This window comes from Geomonas azotofigens (assembly GCF_018919395.1).
GTDB lineage: Bacteria > Desulfobacterota > Desulfuromonadia > Geobacterales > Geobacteraceae > Geomonas > Geomonas azotofigens.
On the sequence record NZ_JAHLME010000001.1, the window covers coordinates 978848 to 999564 of the forward strand.

The window sequence follows — 20717 nt, forward strand, 5'->3', positions numbered from 1 at the left end:
GATTTTCGTGATGGGTAGAGTCAGCACAGCCACAATACGGTTCCTGATCGGTTGCGCCATTACCGTCGCGTTCTGCCTGCTGCTGATGGAAAACCCGCTCCCGGTCGAGATGACCGAGGCGAAGCTGTACGACCTGCGCTTCCACCTGCGCGGACCCGTACCGGCGCCGGACAGCGTGGTGATAGCCGCCATCGACGAAAAGAGCCTGGCGCGGCTGGGGCGCTGGCCCTGGAGCCGGGCGACGATGGCGGACCTGGTAGCGAAGCTGGCCAAGGCCCAGGCGGCCGTGGTCGCGTTCGACGTCATCTTCCCCGAGAGCGACCGGGGCGACCGGGTTCTGGGAGCGGCCCTGGCCGATGCCGGCAACGTCATCCTCCCCGTCGCCTTCGACTTCGAGAGCAAGACCCCGGCGCAGAAAGCTCCCCCGCTCGAGCCGTTCGGGCTGAGCGCGGTCCAGGATGCGCAGCTCTACCGCGATTTTCCGCCCATCACCTCCGGAGGGGTCCCCATCATCCCGGTGCGGCCGCTGCTGGACGGCGCCATGGCGCTGGCGCACATCAACATGCTGCCGGACCACTTCGACGGCACGCTGCGCTGGGAGGCGCTCCTGGTCGCCCACGACGGCTTCCTGTACCCCTCCCTCGGCCTGCGCGCCGCAGCCGTTTATAAGGGGATCGCACCGGAACGGCTCAAGGTGCGGGCGACGCGATCGATCGAAATCGGCAGGACCGAGGTACCGACCGACCGCTGGGGGCGGATGCCGATCACCTACTACGGACCGGGGCACACCCTGCGTCACATCTCCATCGCCGACATCGTCGACGGCAAGGTGGGGGTGAAGGAATTGGGGAACCGTATCGTCTTCGTCGGGGCCTCGGCCGTCGGGATCCTGGACCTGCGCGTGACCCCCTTCACCGCGGTCTTTCCCGGCGTGGAGAAGCAGGCCACCGTGGCGGCGAACATCCTGGAACAGCGGTTCCTGGTCAAGGCGAGCCTTGTCGAAGACCTCGCCTTCGTGATCGTGGCGGGGCTGGGCATGGCGCTGCTGCTGAGCCGGCTCGGGCTCGCGTGGGGGGCGACGGCCACCTTGCTCTGGATGATCTGCATCGCCGCCAGCGCGCAGGTCCTTTTCTGTCGCTACGGGATCTGGATCAACCTCGCCTGCCCGCTGGGCAACGCGCTGTGCATGTTCGTGTCGGTAACCGCCTGGAACTACACGGTGGAGGAGCGCCGCGCCCGCGGCATACGGGCCATGTTCTCGAGCTACGTCACCACGACCATCGTCAACGAGCTGATCGAGAACCCGGCCCTGGCGCGGCTCGGTGGGGAAAAACGCGAGGTGACCGTGCTCTTTTCCGACGTGAGAGGCTTCACCACCTTCTCAGAGCGGCACGCGCCGGAAGAGGTGGTGGCCCTTTTGAACGAGTACCTGGGCGAGATGACCGACGTGGTGCTCACGTGGGGCGGTACCCTCGACAAGTTCATCGGCGACGCGATCATGGTGTTCTGGAACGCACCGCTTCCCTGTCCCGACCACGCCGAACGCGCGGTGCGCTGCGCGCTGGAGATGCAGGAGCGGCTCGCCAGGCTGCACGAAAAGTGGGACCGCGAGGGAAAGCCTAAGCTCTCCTGCGGCATCGGCATCAACACCGGCGAGGTCATCGTCGGCAACATCGGCGCCGAGGGGAAGAAGATGGACTACACGGTCATCGGCGACGAGGTGAACCTCGCCTCCCGGGTCGAGTCGCTCACCCGCACTTTCGGGGCCGGCATCCTGGTAACCGAGAAGACCGTGGCGCGGCTGCGCGACGGCGTCGCGGCCGGCACGTTGCGGGGCATCGGTTTGACCGGGGTGCGCCGGGTGATCGTGAAGGGGAAGGAGCAGCCGGTGACGCTGTACGAGGCCCGCAGTATCGACGGTGCCGCGCCGATCACCGAGTGCGCCGACCACGAACCGCAGAAACTGACAGAGAAGTAGCTACTCGGTACCCTCGCCCCCCGGGAGAGGGAGTCTATCCCCTCCCCCGGAGGGGGAGGCCAGGGAGGGGGACCTGGTTCGTTTGCCTGAACTTCTCCCCACCCGACCTCCCCCCTCCGGGAGGAGGAGCGCTGACGAAGACGGATTTTGATTGCAGTAGATAAGGAGGACCGTGATGAAACCCGCATCACTGGCAGCATTGTCGCTGATCACCTGTCTCGCCTGCGCGGTTCCCGCCCGGGCGGGGGACCTCGAAGAGGGGATCGTGCAGTACCGGATCGAGAACTTCGAGGAGGCGCAGGCCCTGCTGGAAAAGGCGCGCGCCGCGCAGCCCGGCTCGTCCGTGGCGGCCTTCTACCTCGGCCTCGCGCGCAAGCAGGCGGGTGACCTCTCCGGCGCCATCAAGGACCTCAACGATGCCGCGACCTTGACGCCGCCGGTGCTGGACGCCTACCTCGAGCTTGCCGACGCCTACCACGTCCAGGGGGACGAGCCGCAGGCCCTGGTCTGGGTGCGGCGCTCCGAGGAGGCCGGCGTGAAGCCGGCGCAGAGCGCCTTTCTGAAAGGGATGATCCTCGCCGGGCAGGGGAAGCGGGACGAGGCCCTGGCCGCCTTCGCCGACGCCAAGCGGCGCGATGCCAGGCTCGCCCAGGCCGCCGACCTGCAGATCGCCATGCTGCTGGCCGGCTCGCGCAAGTTCGACCGGGCCCGCGACGCGCTCCGGGCCGTGGTGGCGGTTGATCCCAGCTCCGAGATCGCGAGCTACGCCAAGGAGTACGAGCAGTCCTTCGCGCGCATCGTCGAGAGCTACCGGCCGCTGCGCCTGTCGGTCGGCCTCAACTATCTCTACGACGACAACGCCATCTCCAGCCCCTCCGATGCGGCGGCCCGGGCCCAGATCGGCAACCCGACCGGTCAGCGCGACCACGCCTTCCTGGGGAGCTTCCGCCTGGACTACACCCCCATGACGTCGGACGACTTCATCTTCAATGCCCAGTACCTCTTGCAGAGCACCAAGTACGGCGACACCAACACGGATCAGGAGAATCCCAGCACCATCATCAACTCGGTCACCTTGAACCCCGGCCTCGCCCTGGGCGACTCCGTCCTCTCCCTCCCGGTCAACTACAGCCACGTCATGCTCAAGGAAGAGAAGTACCAGCAGCTCTACGGCCTGCGCCCGACCTGGTCCTGGCAGCTCGCGCCGCGGCAGATCGTGCAGGTTTCCGCCGGCTATACCCGCCGCGACATGCTGCAGGCCGCGCTGGCGCCGGACGAAAACCGCGACGCCAACCAGTGGGGAGCGGCGCTCGGGCACATCTACAGCTTCGGCAACGAGGGGGGGATGCTGGCCGCCCGCTACGAATGGGGCTTCGACAAGACCACCGGGAGCAACTGGGAGAACAGGTCCCACAAGTTCTCGGTGAGCACCCTGGTGCCGCTGGCCGAGCGGGTCAGGTTGAACCTCTCCGGCGACGTGACCATCCAGGACTACCTGAACGTCAACAGCATCTTCGACGTGCGGCGCGACGACACCACCTGGTTCGGCAGCGGCGGGGTGAGCTGGAACGTCACCGAAAACGTCATCCTGTCCGCTCAGTACTCCCACACGGCCGTGCGCTCCAACATCAAGGTGTACGACTACGACCGCAACACGGTCAGCACGGGCATAGAGTTCAATTTCTAGGAGAAGGCCATGATCCTGAAGAAGATACTGTTGTTGATTCCGGTACTGGTGCTGCTCCTGGTCGTCCCGGCTTGGGCCGAGGTGGTCGGCAAGTTGAGCCGCGTCGAGGGTGCGGTTGATATCATGCCCGGCGGTCAGTTGCCGGCGGTGGCGGCCAAGGAGGGGAGCGCGTTGCAGAAAGGGGATTTCGTCCGCACCAAGAGCAACTCCAGGGCAGAGATCACCTTCAACGATGGCAGCGTTGTCAAGGTGGCGCAGCGAAGCCGCCTCGACGTGAGCGAGTACTCCGGCGCCGCGCGAAAGTTCGTCCTGCCGCGCGGCAAGGTGCAGGCGACGGTGGTGCCCGCGCCGGGCGGGAAAACGCCGCATACCTTCGAGATCCGGACCCCCAATGCCATCGCCGGGGTGCGCGGCACCTCGTTCTTCGTCTATCACCAGGGCAACGTCACCGGCGTCGCCGTACTGGAAGGCGTGGTGCATACCTCCAGCGTCAACGCCCCTTCGCAGGGGGTGACCCTGGTGGCCGGTACCGCGACCAGCGTCGCCAAGAGCAGGCCGCCGACCCCGCCCCGGCCGGTGACCCAGGCCGAGCTCAACAGCCATCAAAGCGACGTGACCCCGACCACCCAGGGCGGTGCGGCAACCACCAGTACCGGGACCGCCACCACCAGCGCCGGGGCCGGTACCGAGAGCTCCTCCGGCACCTCCTCGGTCGGCGGGACCAGCGTAGACAGCACCAGTACCGCCACCTCCACCGGTGGCACCGACTCCACCACATCCACCGGGTCCACCGGGTCCACCGGGTCCACCGGGTCCACCGGGTCCACCGGGTCCACCGGAACCACCGGAACCACCGGAACCACCGGCTACGCTGCCGGTCTGCCCGCGGACACGCTGCCGCTGGGCGGAGGGCTGCCCACCACCTCCACCGGCCCGGTGTCGACGACGACCAGCACCCAGCCGACCACCTCGGTGATAATCCCGGTCACCGACGCAACCGGCAGCGGCACACCGACACCGACCACCTACTTCAATAGTGCCCTCGGTGCCAACCTCATGTCGCGGCTAGGGACCATCGATCCGAAGTCCAGCCTGCCAACCATCATCAACGACGGCGGCATCGCCCAGACGCTCTCCGGCACCACGTCGCTTTGGACCGGCAACGCCACGAGCGCCACCCTCAAGGGAAGCTACCCGGCGCCGCCGCTGCAGCAGCCCAACCACTACTGGCTGGGCAACTTCAATTCCGCCTCCCCCGGCACGACCAATGACACCACCGCCGACAACGGGGCCTACGCCGGCTACTTCGGCGGCATGTCGCTGGACGGCAGCGGCGCGACGGAGACCCGCCTTTGCGCTCTCTACATCGACCCCACCGGCAAGGCCGGCATCATGCAGGGGACCTTTGCCGGCACCATCACGGGCACCGCCACCGCCGGCTACGGCACCAGCGCTGACGGCACATTGAAGCTCAACGAGCTCACATCGGCCATCGGTCTCAAACCCGCTGATTTCAGCTCCGCCTGGTGGAACCCGACCACAACCGGCAGCCCGGTGGTAGAGGTGGGTCCCGGGCACGCCATCTTCGACGCCAGCACCACGAGCGGCTCCGGGTCCAAATACGACAGGAACCCGAGCGAGGGGTTCCTCTTCGATGCGGGGCTCAATGAAACCGGCGCGATGACCAACCGGGGCGACGTGATCAAGCTCGGCTATTTCTCAGCCGACCCGAGCTTCGGCATCTGGAGCAGGGAGTCCTTCGGTTCCTACGTGGGCACCGGTGACAAGTTCGTGCTGGTCACCAACGCGGAGTGGGGGGGCAGCCCTGACGGGACGACGCCCATGAGCGATGCCGTCAAGGTCATCTCCCTCGGCAATTGGCAAGAGGGGGCGCTGAACGCCGACGCCTACGGTGTCTGGGGCAACCTGGGCCGGGGTGACGTGAAGCTGCTGGCGGGGAGCCTGGTCGGCAGCACCAACTCCGCCACTTCCAGCACCGGCACCTCGACCTTCGGGGCCGTCACCACGGGCGCCTTCATCGACATCAAGACTTTACTCGCCGACCCAACCACCGCCGGCGCTCTGGGCTTTCCGACCCAAATCGCCACCACCCTCAGCCTGCACGGCGGCAACAGCACGGGAACGGTCAGCTTCGACCCGGTTCGTTTCTACAGCCGCGCCGCCACCGACCCGGTCCAGCTCTGGGTGGCGCCCGGCATGAGCGGCACCTTCACCGGCAGTCTCGATCAACAGCGCTTCTCCCTGCTGAGCGGAACCACCAGTACCGACAACACCATCCTCGGGCAGCTGTACATCAACAGCATCAGCAGCACCAGCAGCAGCGGGACCTGGCTCGGCACCTTGAACGCCATCGGCGAGAGCCCGGGCTCCTTCAGACGCGACTTCGACGGCATCGCCGCCGGGCATTTCAACGGGACCACCTTTGACGGCGTCGCGGCCGGGATGGCCCACCCGGTCACCTTTTTCAACACCATCAACGGCAGCTCAGCCCAGCTCACCCGCTTTGCAAACGGGGGCGTCGTCTCCTACGGTTCCCTCGACGGCGTGATGGGGGGGATGTCCCTGTGGGGGAGCAGCATGGCCTCTGCCGCGGACTTCAAGGCGGTCGGCGTCTTCACGCCCAGCCAGAGCCTGAGCGCCGGCGGCTACGTCTTCAATGCCCCGATTTTCTCCAAGGACCTCCCCAGCGGCCAGGCCGTCACCTTTGACGGCGGCGCCTACAACGGCAACCTGGTAGCCGCGGTCAACACCGGCGGCGGGGGGAGCGCCCCGGGCATCGTCGGCATCATGAACGCCCTCTACGTCGATCCTGCCGGGAACGCTGGGGTGCTGCGCGGCAAGTTCGGCGGCTTCCTCGACCAGATGACCAGCCTCTGGATGGGCGACGGCGAACTCTACCCCGTCCAGCTCGCCACCGGCGGAATCAGCGCCGCCAACCTGAACAGCGCGGCGGGCATCAGCACCGTGACCACAAACTTCGGGGCCACCGGAACCTATTTCAGCGGCGTCCCCAACGTGACCGGATGGCTTCCCGGCAGCTACACCCGGAGCTTCATCAGCACGTCCCCCGACTGGGGCATCGGACAGTTAGCCCTTTACGCGCCCTACAGCGCGCCTCCCACCACCGGCTCCAACTGGCACCTCGCCTTCGCCCTCACCGACAGCACCGTCGCCTCCTACGTCCTTGCCGGCGAGATGGCGGGCTCGCCCTGGGACCCCGCCACCAGCGTCCTCTACGCCGGGGTGAAGGGTGGCTGGCTGGACATGGTGGCGGCGACGCCGACCACCGGCATTTTCATCGGCGAGACCGTCGGGACCTTCAACCCCACGAGCCTGCAGGCGATGACCTCGGGCGTCTGGATGGAGACCGGCAAGTACCTCGCCCTGGTATCGACGGCGACAGGCAGAGCGACGCTGGACAAGCTGAACATCCCCGCGGTTGAGGTGGGCAAGGCGGACTTCAGTGGGGGCAACGCGAACTTCACCGTCAGCGTCAATGACCTCCGTTTCTTCGCGCGGGACGCCACCGGTCGGGCGCAGCTCTTCGCGACCGACAAGATCAGCGGCACCTACTCCGGCACAACGATGCTCGGCAGCGTCACCCTGAACCAGGCCACCTCCGGCACCGGCTACGGCGTTTCCGGTATCACCCCGACCTTCAGCATCAAGCAGTGGGACACCACCAGCAACAAGTGGTCGGGAGCCCTCGACTTCTACGGCAACAGCGGCGTGGTGAACGGGATGGCCAACGTCCAGTTCAACGGCGTGGCGGGCGGCAGGATCAACGCCAACGGTGCCGGCACCTTCACGGGGACGGCGGCGGGCATGGCGAGGTAGGCCAGAGGAAGGGGGCTCATGCGGAATTTTTCTGCGAAAAAGGCGTTCGCGTTGTTGTACCTGGTTTCCTACCTGGTGGTAGCGGTTGCCATCGTGCTGACGGTCAACCACCAGCAGCGCGACGCCGCGCTCGCCGAGGCCCAGGAGAAGGCGAGGCTCATCCTCGACAGCAAACTCGCCATCCATAGCTACTTCTCCAAGCAGCTCAAGCCGAAGCTCTTCGAGTTCACGGACCGCTATCGCTCCGCTCAGTACTTCGACCCGGTCTGGATGTCGTCAACCTACGCCGTGCGCGAGATCGAGCAGTACAACAAGGCCTTTTCCAAGAACGATTATTACTACAAGGAGTGCGCGATCAACGCCAGAAGTCCCCTGAACGAGGCGGATGAGGTCGAGCGCGCCTTCCTGGAAGAGCTGAAGAAGGATCCCGCGATGGACGCGCGGTCCGGGATCAGGGGGATCGGCGGCAGGCCCTTCTTCGTGGTGATGCGCCGCGGCGAGAGCATGGAGAAAGACTGCCTGCGCTGTCACAGCGCCCCCGACAGGGCTCCGGCCGACCTGGTGCGGGAGTATGGCCCGCTGCGCAGCTTCAACCGCCACGAAGGGGAGCTGGTTTCCGCGGTGTCGATCCGGATTCCGCTGGAGCAGGCCTATGCGAGCGCCAATCGGCTCTCGTTCCACTTGTCCGTCCTGCTGCTCGCCATCCTGGGGGGAGCGTCGATGCTGCAGTTCCTGTTGATGGACGGGATGCTTTTGAACCCGCTAGTTTTGTTGCGTGACCGCACCGACGCGATCCTCCGCGATGAGAGCCGGCTGGGGCAGGATATCCCGCAACTGTCGCGGGCCAGGGAACTGGTGGAATTGACCGGCACCTTCAACGATCTATCCAGGCACCTGCGTGCCGAAAGGGAAGGGCTGGTGGGGCAGGTGCGCCAGAGAACGTCGGAATTGCAGGAGCTGAACCAGACCCTGGAGCAGGACGTGGCTGAACGCAAGGCGATCCAGGCGGAACTGGCTGCCAAGGTGGAGCAGTTGGAGGCGGCGCTGGCGAAGGTCCGTATCCTGGAGGGCGTGATACCGATCTGTTCCTACTGCAAGAAGATCCGCAACGACGAGGAGAGCTGGCAACAGATGGAGCAGTATATCTCGGAACATACCGACGCCATGTTCAGTCACGGTATCTGCCCCTCCTGTTTCGACGAGCACTGCAAGGGGGATACAAAGGGGGACCTGGAGGATGAAGAGTGACATCCCGGCAGCCCGTTGCGCGCTATTTAAAAAGCCGGCCCGAGAGCCGGCTTTTCTTTTAGCGGGACTGGCCGATGTCAGCAAGGTAGATGCCGTTCAAGTCGCTGAAGACCACGTAGTTGCCGTAGATGGCGGGGGTGTACCGGTCCTGGCTGCAGCCGGCGAGGGGGGTGTCCTTGCCGGTGATCAGGTCCAGGACGTGGATGTTCTCCAACTCTCCCTGGGAGTTGTCCACGAAGACGACCTTGGTGCCCCAGATGCGCGGATAGCGCTGGTTGGCATCGCCCTTGGTCAGCCTACGCTCCTGCCTGCTGTTGACGTCGTACAGGTAGATGTCGTAGTTGGGGAGCACGTCCTTGTTGCGGTTGTCCTCCCAGACCACGAGGCTGCCGTACACCGCGGGAGACCACTGCGCCTCAGGATTGGAGGTCACCCGCAACTCCTTCCCCTTGACCAGGTCGTACAGATAGATGTCACCGGAATCGTTACGCTCATCCTTCCAGGCCAGGTAATCGATTCCCAGGGCGGCAAAGCCTTGGGCCGCCTGCCCGGCTTCCATCCGTTTTTCCTTCATCGTGAGCAGATCGTAAAGGCAGACGGTCTGCTTCCCCTCACTCATCTCGGTCCAGGCAAGGTAGCGATCGGAAACGGCCAGGTCGACCTTGGCGACGGGCGAAAGCACTACCGGCGCTTCCTTTCCCTCTGCCAGGTCATACATGTAGATGTCCGACGTCCCGTTGCGGTAATCCTGCCAGTAGATCCTGTTGCCGTAGATGCGCGGCTTCTTGTGGTTCACGATCCCGTGGGTTATCCGCGTCTCGGTTCCGGTCTCGATGTCGTAGAGGTAGATGTCGGCCTTGCCGTCGCGGGTATCCTGCCAGACCACGCGGCTGCCGTAGATGTCCGGGAACTGCCTGGTCCCCACTCCGGAGCTGATCTGCTTGACCGGGATCTCCTGGGCGCCACACCAGGAGCCGATCAGCAGGGATGCGATGAGCAGGCAGATGGTCTTCTTCATTGGTTCCTCCGTTGGGGCTTTCGGGGTCGGGCTGGGGTCAGCCGCCTGTCTTTGTATGAAATTTTCCTCAGCATGTCAACGCTTCAGTTCGTATAGGCATTTCACCCTATCCTGTGGTGTAAAACACCCAATAAGGTGAGGAGCCCCACCTAGATCCGCACCCCTTGAGCAACTCTTTTTAAATTTCATTAGAAAAATCGGATAGTTATTACCGTGGGGCGAATTGGTATAAGGGTTGCTTATTGCCGGAGGTTTGTGAAAACAGCAACCGTGGCCACGGAAGACTGTTCGATTCATCACTGCAGGGAAAAATTCCAAGGAGGCAGACATGAAGAAAACCGTATTGGTAGGGGGTGTGCTGCTGGCATCCTTCTACGGGACCGCTTTCGGCGCGACGCTGTCGGTGCAGACGGCGACCAACAAGCTGAACTACGGCCAGAGCTCCGTGGTCACCGTCAAGGCGAACGCAGAGAACGGCACCACCAGGATCACCACGGGCAACATCCGCTACGCCAACGTCACCATCAAGAACCCCAGCGGCACCACGCTTTTGAACGGCGTCGCCATGAGCAAAGACACCACCACGGGCTTTGCCTACTATAACTACACCCTCTCCAGTTCCGCGCCCAAGGGGACCTACACCGCGACGGTAAGCTTCACCGATACCAGCGGCAACACCGGCAGCGGCTCCACCACCTTCAAGGTGCAGCTCCCGGTGCCGAGCCACGTAAGCTACGTGACCGCCTACAACGGCCCCGCGACCTGCATCACCAGCGCCTGCCACGCGGCCCAGGCGAGCGCCATGTTCGGCTCCGTGCACTACCAGTGGACCGGCGACAACCAGAAGGCGATCGAACTGGCCGCCTCCGGTTCCAAGGCGTCCAAAATGGGGGGGATCAACAACTTCTGCATCCAGCCGGACATGAACTGGCTGACCATCTTCCAGAAGACCGACGGCACCACCGGCCCCGGCGGCTGCGCGGTCTGTCACGCCGGCAACGGCCTCAAGCCCTCCACCACCTCCAGCCAGGCCCAGCTCGAGAACATCGACTGCCTCATGTGCCACGGTAACGGCTATTCCAGGAAGGTCGTTCAGAACGCCGACGGCACCTTCTCAATGGTTCCGGCCGATGGCTTGAACGTGCTCTCCATCGCGCAGAACGTGATCCGCCCGAACCGCACCGCCTGCATGCGCTGCCACGAGAAGTCCGGCGGCGGCGACAACTACAAGCGCGGCGACATCGAGTCCACCAACAAGAGCTGCACCAAGGCCTACGACGTGCACATGGGCAGTGACGGGCAGAACTTCCCGTGCCAGGAGTGCCACCGGACCACCAACCACAAGATGGCCGGCCGCGGCTCCGACATGCGCGCCCTCGACAGCACCACGCCGCTTACCTGCGAGAACTGCCACTCCCGCATCCCGCACCGCTCCACCAACGTGAGCTACAGCGACCTGAACCGCCACAGCGACAAGGTCAACTGCTCGGTCTGCCACGTGCCGACCTTCGCCAAGACCATCCCGACCGACATGAACCGTGACTGGTCCGTGATGGAGATCGACACCGCCAAGGCGCTCTGGGATCCGACCATGATCAAGGCCACCAACGTCATGCCGACCTACGCCTGGTTCAACGGTTTCAGCCACTTCTACAAGTTCAAGGATCCCGCGAGCCTCGACGCCCGCGGCGTGCAGGTGATCAGCAAGCCCGACGGCGCCTTCGAGGACCCGGCCGGCAAGTTCTCCAAGCTGTTCCCCTTCAAGCTCCACCAGGGTTCCCAGCCGATGGAGACCACCACCAAGCAGCTGCTGCCGGTGAAGAACAAGTACGCCTTCGAGACCGGTGACATCACCACCGCCATCCAGCTCGGCGCGGCCGCCCAGGGGATGACCTACAACGCCCACACCTTCGTCCCGACCGAACAGTACGAGGGGATCTTCCACGGGGTAGGTCCCAAGACCACCGCGGTTTCCTGCTCCAACGGCGGCTGCCATCCGCAGATCACCACCGGCGCCAACCGTATCCCGTTCTCGACCCTGGGATACACCCGTCGCGGCACCACCGCGCAGATGTGCGACGTCTGCCACGGCGCCAAGACCTACACCAGCTTCACCAGCCTGCACAGCAACCACCGCGACCGCAAGAACTGCGCGGCCTGCCATGGCACCGGCTATCCGCTGAAGGAGCCGACCACCACGCTGTGCGACAACTGCCACAGCAGGGAGACTTTCACCAACGCCAACGACATCCACAGCAGGCACGTCCAGGGCAAGGGGTATGACTGCAGCAACTGCCATACCTTCAGCGCCGGCATGACCGGTGGGCACACCGAAGAGCACTAAGCCTGGCGCAGTAACAGAAGCAGTACGAAAAGCCACCCCGCAGGGGGTGGCTTTTCCTTTGGAGGGATGTGGGATTTCACGGATGCTCCCCGGCCACTGTAGGGGCGAATAATCATTCGCCCAGCCCCCGGTGCCCAGCCAATGCCCATGGCGAGATCTATTGAGGTGCCAAAGGGGGCGAATGATTATTCGCCCCTACAGACAATGGGCCTGTTTGGGTGCATTGAGCAGATTGTGGTATGCTGTTAGGCGGCGCAGGACACAAAGATGCGCCCTATGAGCTATCTACAACACCTGCTGAAAGAATGGAGGACGACATGCGAACATTGCGTTACGGCTTCATTGTACTGGGGTTGTTGTTCTGTCTATCGACGACTGCAACAGCCTCGGTAAGCGTTGGCATAGGCATCGGGCTCCCCAATGTGAGCATCGGTATCAACCTGGGAGGATACCCGGATCTGAGACCGATTCCGGGCTATCCCGTCTACTACGCACCAAACGTCTCTGGCAACTATTTCTTCTACGACGGCATGTACTGGGCCTTCTGGAACGATGCCTGGTATGCGAGCTCCTGGTACAACGGGCCGTGGGCGCTGGTCGACCCGTATGCGGTGCCGGTCTACCTCCTGCGCGTCCCGGTGCGCTATTACCGGGAACCGCCCCCCTACTTCCGGGGCTGGGGGCCCGACCGGCCGCCGCGCTGGGGCCAGCACTGGGGACGCGGTTGGGAAGAGCGTCGTCACGGCTGGGACCGCTGGGACCGCGGCCGGGCACCGAGAAGGGCGCCGCTGCCGACCTACCAGCGCAGCTACTCCGGTGACCGCTATCCAAGCTTCGAGCAGCAGCGCCGACTGCACCGGGACAGCTACCGCTACGAACCCCGGAACCCAGTGGTGCGCAAGCACTTCAAAGAGGTGGAACAACGCCCGCCGGCACCGATGCAGCGCCAGGAACGCCCCGAAATGAGAGGACCGGCAGTGGCGCCTCCGGCACAGATGCACCGCGGACCGGAGCATGAGCGCCAGGCCCCGATGCGAATCGAGCCGCGTCCGCCGCAGGGCGTGGAGCCCAGGCATGAGCAGCGCATGGAGCGGATGGAACGGCAGGAGCGCATGCAGGAGCGGGGGCCGGAAAGGATGGAGCGGATGGAAAAAGGTGGCGGTGGTGAGCGCGGTGGCGGTCCCGAGCGGGGACGCGGGCCGGATCGAGACGAAGGTCGCGGCCGCTGATGCCACGATTGCAGCGTGAATGGTAAAGCGAGCCCCTCCCGTGATATGGGAGGGGCTCTTTATTTTACCTGGCTGAGTCCACAATCCCCTCTCCCTTTGGGAGGAGAGGGTTAGGGTGAGGGACGGTAGGGGGATTCAGGGCAGGCGGGCCGCCTGGACGTAGTTGCGTCCCCAGTCGCACATGAGCTCGAGGATCGGGAAGATGGTTCTCCCCTGGTCGGTCAGCGAGTATTCGACCTTGGGAGGTACCTGCGGGTAGACCTTTCGGTGCACCAGCCCGTCGGTCTCGAGCTCGCGCAACTGCTGGGTCAGCATCTTCCTGGTGGTGTCGGAGAACTGCCGTTGCAGGTCGGAAAAGCGCATGGTCTCCTGGGCCAGGTGCCAGAGGATGGACGCCTTCCACTTTCCGCCGACCAGCGCCAGCGTCACGTCGATACCGCACTTGTACTCCCTGTCCCTCAGTGTCATAAGCTCAACGGCTGCCTGATCCTGCTGCATACTCTTCCCCACTTTTGTCATGGTTACCAAAAAGGTACTGTGTTTCGTTACAGGTACTACGTTTCGAAAAAGTTCGTTATTGACGCTTGGGAACTAATGGTCCTATATAGCCCATCCGGCAAAAAAAGAAAAGAGTCCGGTTCACCCATACCGGCTAAACGGGAGGAGCAGTTATGAAAGTCGTAGCATTCAACGGCAGCCCCAACAAGGAAGGGAATACGTACCACGCCATCAAGCTGGTGGCCGCGGAACTTGAGAAAGAGGGTGTTGAGGTCGAGATCGTCCACGTGGGCAACAAGGCCATTCGCGGCTGCATCGCCTGTTACCAGTGTGTGAAGAACCAGGATGAGCAGTGCGCCATCAAGGACGAGGTGAACGAGTGGGTCCAGAAGATGAAGGGGGCGGACGCCATCATCCTCGGTTCCCCGGTGCACTACTCCGGCGTGGGTGGCACCATGAAGTCCTTTCTGGACCGCGCCTTCTTCGTCGCCGGCGTGAACGGCGGTCTGCTGCGCCACAAGGTCGGTGCGGCGGTCGTGGCCGTGCGCCGCTCCGGCGGGGTGACCACCTTCGACGAACTGAACCACTTCCTGAACTACTCGGAGATGCTGCTCCCCACCTCCAACTACTGGAACGTCATCCACGGCCGGGTACCGGGCGAGGCGCTGCAGGACGAGGAAGGGGTGCAGATCATGCGCGTTCTGGGCAAGAACATGGTCTGGCTGATGAGGCTTCTGGAAAACGGCAAAGGCGTGGTGCCCGAACCGGAACGGGAAGCCAAGGTCATGACCAACTTCATCAGGTAATCGGGAGAGAGCATGCTGGATTTCAAGGTTGCCAAGGATAAATGTACCCGTTGCGGGCTCTGCGTTGCCGACTGCCCGGCCCACGTCATCGACACGGAGGAAGGGCTCCCGCTGATCACGGCGGAGAAGGAAGCCGGCTGTTACCGTTGCCAGCACTGTTTCGCGGTCTGCCCGACCGGTGCCGTTTCCATCCTGGGGCTCGATCCGGGGGAGAGCACGCCGTTGACCGGTGACTGGCGCCCCGATGCGGCTCAGCTGGAAACGCTGATCAAGGGGCGGCGCTCGGTGCGGCGCTACAAGCCGGAGAACCTGGAGCCGGAGCTGATGCAGCGGCTCCTCGAGGTGGCCTGGCACGCGCCGACCGGGGTCAACACCCGGCAGGTCCGTTTCACCGTCATCGACGACCGCGAGAAGCTGGCCGCCTTCCGCGACGAGCTCCTGGCCGGCATCAAGCGCCTGGTGCGGGATAACGCGCTGCCCGAGCAACTCGCCTTCTTCGCGGATTTCGTGAAGCTGTGGGAGGAGCAGGGGGTGGACGTGCTGTTCCGCGGCGCGCCGCACCTGCTGGTGGCGTCGGTTTCCAGTAAGGCGGTATCGCCGCTGCAGGACTGCGTCATCGCACTCAGCTACTTCGAGCTCTTCGCGCAGGCCAACGGCGTCGGCACCGTCTGGGACGGCCTGGCCAAGATCGCCATCGCCGACCTGGTGCCGGAAGCGCAAGCGACCCTGGGGATCCCGGAGGACCACACCCTCGGCTACTGCATGGCCTTCGGCAAGCCCGCCGTTCAGTACGCCCGCACCGTGCAACACCGCGGCGCGCTGATCCACCGGGTTTGACGCAAAAAGGGGACTGGCTCCGCAGGTGCCAGTCCCCCTTTTCGTTCATTTCGCGACGTCCACGGTAGGGGCGAATAAATATGCGCCCCCTGTGCAGCCCCGGCGTCTTGCCCGGCGCAGGCAGAATTGTCGGCATCAGCGCTGGGCAAATGATTATTTGCCCCTACAGGGTAATCTGCCGAAAGCTACCGCGCCGCCTGGCTCCCGGTATTCACCCCCATCAGCTTCGCCATGGTTTCCAGCTGGTTCCCCGCCACCCGGCTCCCCTCGTGATAGAAGGTCACCAATTGCAGTGATCCCCCCTTGACCGCCTTGATGGCGACGTCATCGGGCGTGAAGGTGGCCCGCCCGAGCGATTTCTTGGTGGGCCACTCCACGCCGCTGTAGCACATGTAGACCAGCTTGGAGCAGTACACCCGCCCCTTGGACTCCACGTCGAAGTTGAAGTCGTACGGCTTGCCCACCTGGCGCAGCGCCTGGATCACCGTGTTGGCCCGATCGGCGCGGGAGACGGCGGTCTTGCGCATGATGCCGATGCTGTCGATGTTGAGGAAGTGCTGCATGGTGTTCATCTCGACGCCGGAGCGCAGCGCCTCGATTACCTGGTGACCGCTTCTGATCTGCTCCTGGTAGGGGCGCACCACGGGATGATCCCAAATCCCGAGTTCCTTCAGTTCCGCCTCGCTACCGGCCCACACCGCCGCATGTCCCCAATAGCCCGGGATCAGTTTGTCGGTGAGTCGGAACGGAGTCTTCTCCAGCAGGATGTCACCCGCCTGCAGCGTCTTCTGCACCTCCGCCCGCACCTCCTCGCGGCCGTAGAGCTTCCCTTTACGGGTCTCCACTAATCCCACCGCATTGCCGAAGATCATGCTGAACAGGCTGGTCCCTTCCCGCTCCAGTCCGAGCACGGTGTCGGTGGTGACGGCGCCGAAGAAGCCGAGCTTGCGCCCCACCACGTAAAACGGCGACCACTTCTTCACCATGTCGTAGGAGGGGCTCTGCCTGATCAGCGTGGAGACGTAGTCCATGGCGAGCGTGTCGGACGAGAAGGGGGACTTACGCATCTGCTTCTCGTAGAACTTGATGGCCCGGCGTACCCTCTGGCGGTTGGAGATGGAATCGTAGCTCATGGTGACCTTGGCCAGTTCGGCGCTCCTGACCGCGTAGCCGGGGTCGCGTTCGTTGAGGATGCGGCGCAGCTTGCTGTCCCCCTCGAACAGCGACACCGCGAGCAGGTAGTTGTCGTAGAGGACCAGTGCGGAGGAGAGCGAGAGCATGATCCCTTTCAAGCGGCTCTCCGGGGTGACGCCCAATCTCGCCAACTCCTTGTCGCCGGCGTCGAGCCAGCACTCGTGCGCTTGGGCCAGGGCGAGGAGTTTCTCGCGCAGCGCCATATGCTGGATGATCCCTTGGTTTATCAGTGCCAGATCGTCGCCGGTGAGCGGCTTGCCCTGGTCCATCGCCTGCTTGATGCGCACGCCGGTCTTGATGGTTTCCGCCCGCAGCGAAAGCGCCTCTTCCGCCAGGGTGCGGAATTCGGTGAGCTCCTTCGTCAGCCCCTGCTCGACCGACGCCTTGCCGCAGCCGTGCATGGCCAGGAAGTGCCCGGTGCAGGGCTTATTGGACTCGCCCTCGCTACAAAGGCCCTTTAGGGCCAGATCCTTGAGCGTATCGGCGGCCAGGGCCGGGATCGCACAGGAAAGGGAGAAAAGGAACGAGATCAGGATACAGAGCCGCAGTTTCATTGAATTCCTCCAGTAACCCTGGAAAAGGGAGCCTTTGTCTTGTGACAATGGGCCAAAAGATACCGGCAGTTTTATGACCTGACAACTAATTTGTCGCCGCGAGCGCCAGATCCTTCAGTCCCTTCAGGTCCAGCTTTCCAGTGCCGAGGATGGGAAGGCTTTCCACCTCGATGAAGCCGTCGCGCGCGGGTTTCCAGAGGTTGGGGAGCTCGCTCTCGGAGAGGAGCCGGGCCAGGGTGGCCGCGTCGGTGGCGCCGCGGGTGTAGATCACCACCAGCCGTTCCCCCTTTTTCTCGTCCGGCACCGCGGTCACCGCCAGGACCCCGGTCTGCCCGAGCCGGCCGTGCAGTTCGTCTTCGACCGCGCCGTGCGGCACCATCTCGCCGCCGATCTTGCTGAAACGCGAGATGCGGTCGGTGATCCTGATGAAACCGTCGTCGTCCATGACGCCGAGGTCGCCGGTCGCGTACCAGCCGTCTCGCACCACCGCCGCAGTCTGTTCCTCTTTCCCCAGGTACCCCACCATCACGTTCGGGCCTTTCACCTCGATCATCCCCGGTTCCCCCGGGTTCAGGAGGGCACCGCTCTCCGGATCGACAACCCGGATGGCAACGCCGGGGATCGGGTGACCCACGCTCCCTTCCTTGGCGCCCTGCTGCCGCACGCCGTCGATCTCCACGTCCGGAAGGTTCAGCGAGATCACCGGGGAGAGTTCCGTGGCGCCGTAACCTTCCATCGGGCGCACCCCGAACTTCTCCTCGAAGGTGTCGGCCAGCTTGCTCTTCAGTTTCTCGGCGCCGGTTATCACCAGGCGCAGCGAGGCAAAGTCCTCGCGCTTCGCGCGGCGCAGGTAGGAGAGGAGGAAGGTCGGCGTGGCCAGGAGCAGGGTGGACTTGTGTTCCCGTACCACCTGCGCGATCTTCTCGCCGTCGAGCGGGTTCGGGTGGTACGCCGCTGAGAAACCGCTGGTGAGAGGGAACCAGAGCGTGGCGGTGAAACCCAGGGAGTGGAAGAAGGGGAGGGCGGAGCAGATGTTGTCGTTCAGGTCGACGCGGAACACCATGCGCAGCGCCTCGATGTTGGACATGATGTTGTGGTGGCTCAGCATCACCCCCTTCGGCTCGCCGGTGCTTCCGGAAGAGAAGATGACCGTGGCGCTCTTGTCGGCGTGGAAGCCGTTGCCTCGGAGCAAAAGGGATGCAGGGTAGAGCCGCGCCTTGAAAAGGGCGGCCACCTTGTCCAGCCCCGAGATGGTCGGGGCGACGTCCTCGAGGCAGATCATCCCCTCAAGGCGCGGCAGGGTGGGGACCTTTTCCAGGAAGGCGCGCGAGGTGATCACGGTGCGGATGCCGCATTGATCGATCGCGGAACGAAGCGAGGCCTCCGATGCGGTGAAGTTGAGGTTGACGGTGACCCGCCCCAGCATCGAGAGCGCCAGGTTGGCCAGCACCCCGCCGGTGGAGGCGGGAAGCAGGAGGCCGACATGTGCCTCGCTTCCGATCAGCCTTTCCAGCTTGCCCGCGAGCGCAACAGCGCCAACCAGCGCGCGGCCGTAGTTTAGATCCTTTCCCGAGGTGTCGGCCACGGCGCGGCGTTGCCAGTGCTGGCGCGCGGTGCGGATGAAGTACTCCGGTAGCGGCCTGCGCTGTTCCTTACGCGAGGCGAAGTAGTCGCAGGAGAGCTCGGCCACCTTCTGGCGCACCTCGGCGGCGAGGCTGGCGGCGGGCATCGGCGTGCCGAACAGGATGGTCACCGGGTACGGTGAGAACGCCGGGAGCCGCGAGAGGAGCTTCCCGTGGGCGTAGGAGAGGATGCTCCCCCAGGCGCCGCCGATGTAGACCGGGATGATGGGATAGTCGGTCCCCCTTACGATGCGCTCGAAGCCGCCGCGGAACTCGCCCAGCATGCCGTTTCTGGTCAGCGCCCCTTCGGCGAAGATGCAGACCATGTACCCCTCGTCGAGAGCCGCGCGGGCGCTTTTGATGAATTCGAGCATCTCCCGTTTGCCGTCGGCCGAAGACACCGGGATCACCCCCATGAGCCGGAACAGGCCGCGCAGGATCGGGGTGTTGTAGATGCTGCGCTCCATGACGAAGCGGATACGGCGCTGGCAGGTAGCGGTAAGGAGCAGCGCGTCCGCCCAGGTCACGTGGTTCGGGATCAAGAGTGCCGGCCCCTCGACCGGCAGGTTGTCCCGGCCGATGATGCGCAGGCGGTAGAAGATGCGCATGGTGACCAGTGCGATGAAGCGGAGCAGGAAGTCCGGCAGGATCCGGAAGGAGAGGATGGTGAGTACCAGGGTGAGCGCGCCGATGATGCTGAACCCCTGGGCGGCGGAGAGTCCCATCGGGCCGCTGAAGAGCCAGGTGAGCCCCGAGGCGAACAGGACGCCGATCCAGTTGATGAAGCTTGAGGCAGCGAGCACCTCGCCGCGCATGGAAGCGTCGGCGCGCAGCTGGATGAAGGTCTGCAGCGGCAGGCTGAACACCCCGGCGGAGATCCCGAAGCAGACGATCACGGCGAGGCTGACGGGTAGGCTCGCCGGCAGTGCGTGCAGCAGCCACGGCGACACGGTGAGTCCGGCGGCACCCAGCGGGACGATGCCGAACTCGACGTCGCGGCCGGAAAGCCTGGCGGCAAGGAGCGAGCCCAGGCCGATGCCGAGTGCCGCGGCCAGGAACAGGTAGCCGCTGTGGGCTTCGGAGAGCCCCAACCGCTCCATGCCGTAGCCGATCAGGTTCAACTGCGCGAACGCCCCGATGAACATGAACCAGGCGAGCCCGATGATGGCCAGCATGAGGTGCCAGTCGCGGCTGATACCCCTGATGGTGCGCAGGATCTCGGTGGGGAGTAGCGCCACCGGCCGATTAGCGTCGCAGCGCCCGCTTGTGCCGATGAGGCGCGCGGAGCAGAGGCCGGCGGCGGCGATGGCGAGGCAGAAAAGGGCGGCCAGCCAGAAGCGTCCGTCGGCGAGCTGGGCCAGCCCGGAGGCGAGGCCGGTTCCGACGATGATGGCCATGAAGGTGCAGGATTCCATCGCCCCGTTGACCCGGGACAGCTCTTCCTTGGCCACCAGTTCGGGAAGGATGCTGTACTTGGCGGGAGCGAAGAAGGCGCTGTGGGTGGCCATCAGGAAGATGACCAGGTAGAGCGCCTGCTCCAGGCGCAGGGCGAAGGCGGCGATGGCCAGAAGCGTCACAACGACTTCGACCAGCTTCACGTTAGCGATCAGCTTTGCCTTGGGTAAACGGTCGGCAAGGCACCCCGCCGGAGCCGAGAAGAGCAGGAAGGGGAGCACGAAGGCGGCGCCCACCGTGGCGGTGACGGCGCCGGCATGGGCGCGCCCGTGGCTGCCGATCAGGAAGAAGATGATCAAAAGCTTCAGGATGTTGTCGTTCAGCGCCCCTAGAAACTGGGTGGCGTTCAGCCAGGCGAATGATTTGGATGAAGTAGTGTCGGTGCTCAT

At 64.4% G+C, this 20717-nt stretch carries 12 protein-coding genes; 8 read left to right on the forward strand and 4 right to left on the reverse strand.

What is annotated here, in order from left to right:
• Window positions 1–10: 10 nt before the first annotated feature.
• The 4 genes from KOL99_RS04225 to KOL99_RS04240 all read left to right on the forward strand — a co-directional run bounded on the left by KOL99_RS04225 (window position 11) and on the right by KOL99_RS04240 (window position 8771).
• Window positions 11–1978 (forward strand): CHASE2 domain-containing protein, encoded by a 1968-nt coding sequence (locus KOL99_RS04225; RefSeq protein ID WP_216509220.1) that lies wholly within the window; start codon window positions 11–13, stop codon window positions 1976–1978.
• A gap of 175 nt (window positions 1979–2153) precedes the next feature.
• Complete coding sequence (locus tag KOL99_RS04230) at window positions 2154–3665, forward strand: tetratricopeptide repeat protein (protein WP_236025759.1); 1512 nt, start codon at window positions 2154–2156, stop codon at window positions 3663–3665.
• 9 nt (window positions 3666–3674) lie between these two features.
• Window positions 3675–7523 (forward strand): FecR family protein, encoded by a 3849-nt coding sequence (locus tag KOL99_RS21770; RefSeq protein WP_216509222.1) that lies wholly within the window; start codon window positions 3675–3677, stop codon window positions 7521–7523.
• A gap of 18 nt (window positions 7524–7541) precedes the next feature.
• Window positions 7542–8771: a Tll0287-like domain-containing protein gene (locus KOL99_RS04240; protein ID WP_216509223.1), complete on the forward strand. Its 1230-nt coding sequence runs from the start codon at window positions 7542–7544 to the stop codon at window positions 8769–8771.
• 58 nt (window positions 8772–8829) lie between these two features.
• Here KOL99_RS04240 and KOL99_RS04245 read toward each other — a convergent pair whose 3' ends face one another.
• Window positions 8830–9789: a TolB family protein gene (locus KOL99_RS04245; RefSeq protein WP_216509224.1), complete on the reverse strand. Its 960-nt coding sequence runs from the start codon at window positions 9787–9789 to the stop codon at window positions 8830–8832.
• 328 nt (window positions 9790–10117) lie between these two features.
• On the opposite strand from KOL99_RS04245, the gene KOL99_RS04250 reads away from it, so the two are divergent.
• Together KOL99_RS04250 and KOL99_RS04255 are read left to right on the forward strand one after the other, a co-directional pair.
• Entirely contained in the window at window positions 10118–12133 is a 2016-nt protein-coding gene (locus KOL99_RS04250; RefSeq protein ID WP_216509225.1) for a hypothetical protein, read from the forward strand.
• Between the two features lie 317 nt (window positions 12134–12450).
• Window positions 12451–13362: a hypothetical protein gene (locus KOL99_RS04255; protein ID WP_216509226.1), complete on the forward strand. Its 912-nt coding sequence runs from the start codon at window positions 12451–12453 to the stop codon at window positions 13360–13362.
• A gap of 135 nt (window positions 13363–13497) precedes the next feature.
• On the opposite strand, the gene KOL99_RS04260 is transcribed toward KOL99_RS04255, so the two are convergent.
• Window positions 13498–13860, reverse strand: a complete 363-nt coding sequence (locus KOL99_RS04260) for a winged helix-turn-helix transcriptional regulator (protein WP_216509227.1) — start codon at window positions 13858–13860, stop codon at window positions 13498–13500.
• A 173-nt stretch (window positions 13861–14033) separates the two neighbouring features.
• Here KOL99_RS04260 and KOL99_RS04265 point away from each other — a divergent pair, with 173 nt between their 5' ends.
• The gene (locus KOL99_RS04265; protein WP_216509228.1) at window positions 14034–14666 is read left to right on the forward strand and encodes a flavodoxin family protein; all 633 of its coding nucleotides are present in this window, start codon (window positions 14034–14036) and stop codon (window positions 14664–14666) included.
• 12 nt (window positions 14667–14678) lie between these two features.
• Complete coding sequence (locus tag KOL99_RS04270; protein ID WP_216509229.1) at window positions 14679–15503, forward strand: nitroreductase family protein; 825 nt, start codon at window positions 14679–14681, stop codon at window positions 15501–15503.
• A gap of 185 nt (window positions 15504–15688) precedes the next feature.
• Here the strand turns inward: KOL99_RS04270 and KOL99_RS04275 are convergent, their stop codons facing one another.
• Together KOL99_RS04275 and KOL99_RS04280 are read right to left on the reverse strand one after the other, a co-directional pair.
• Window positions 15689–17251 (reverse strand): YiiX/YebB-like N1pC/P60 family cysteine hydrolase, encoded by a 1563-nt coding sequence (locus KOL99_RS04275; RefSeq protein ID WP_216509230.1) that lies wholly within the window; start codon window positions 17249–17251, stop codon window positions 15689–15691.
• A gap of 85 nt (window positions 17252–17336) precedes the next feature.
• The gene (locus KOL99_RS04280; protein ID WP_216509231.1) at window positions 17337–20717 is read right to left on the reverse strand and encodes an acyl-[ACP]--phospholipid O-acyltransferase; all 3381 of its coding nucleotides are present in this window, start codon (window positions 20715–20717) and stop codon (window positions 17337–17339) included.

Coding starts and splice junctions, on each gene's coding strand:
- KOL99_RS04225 (WP_216509220.1), top strand. CDS start 11: ATGGGTAGAGTCAGCACAGCCACAATACGGTTCCTGATCGGTTGCGCC.
- KOL99_RS04230 (WP_236025759.1), top strand. CDS start 2,154: ATGAAACCCGCATCACTGGCAGCATTGTCGCTGATCACCTGTCTCGCC.
- KOL99_RS21770 (WP_216509222.1), top strand. CDS start 3,675: ATGATCCTGAAGAAGATACTGTTGTTGATTCCGGTACTGGTGCTGCTC.
- KOL99_RS04240 (WP_216509223.1), top strand. CDS start 7,542: ATGCGGAATTTTTCTGCGAAAAAGGCGTTCGCGTTGTTGTACCTGGTT.
- KOL99_RS04245 (WP_216509224.1), bottom strand. CDS start 9,789: ATGAAGAAGACCATCTGCCTGCTCATCGCATCCCTGCTGATCGGCTCC.
- KOL99_RS04250 (WP_216509225.1), top strand. CDS start 10,118: ATGAAGAAAACCGTATTGGTAGGGGGTGTGCTGCTGGCATCCTTCTAC.
- KOL99_RS04255 (WP_216509226.1), top strand. CDS start 12,451: ATGCGAACATTGCGTTACGGCTTCATTGTACTGGGGTTGTTGTTCTGT.
- KOL99_RS04260 (WP_216509227.1), bottom strand. CDS start 13,860: ATGCAGCAGGATCAGGCAGCCGTTGAGCTTATGACACTGAGGGACAGG.
- KOL99_RS04265 (WP_216509228.1), top strand. CDS start 14,034: ATGAAAGTCGTAGCATTCAACGGCAGCCCCAACAAGGAAGGGAATACG.
- KOL99_RS04270 (WP_216509229.1), top strand. CDS start 14,679: ATGCTGGATTTCAAGGTTGCCAAGGATAAATGTACCCGTTGCGGGCTC.
- KOL99_RS04275 (WP_216509230.1), bottom strand. CDS start 17,251: ATGAAACTGCGGCTCTGTATCCTGATCTCGTTCCTTTTCTCCCTTTCC.
- KOL99_RS04280 (WP_216509231.1), bottom strand. CDS start 20,717: ATGAGCACCGACACTACTTCATCCAAATCATTCGCCTGGCTGAACGCC.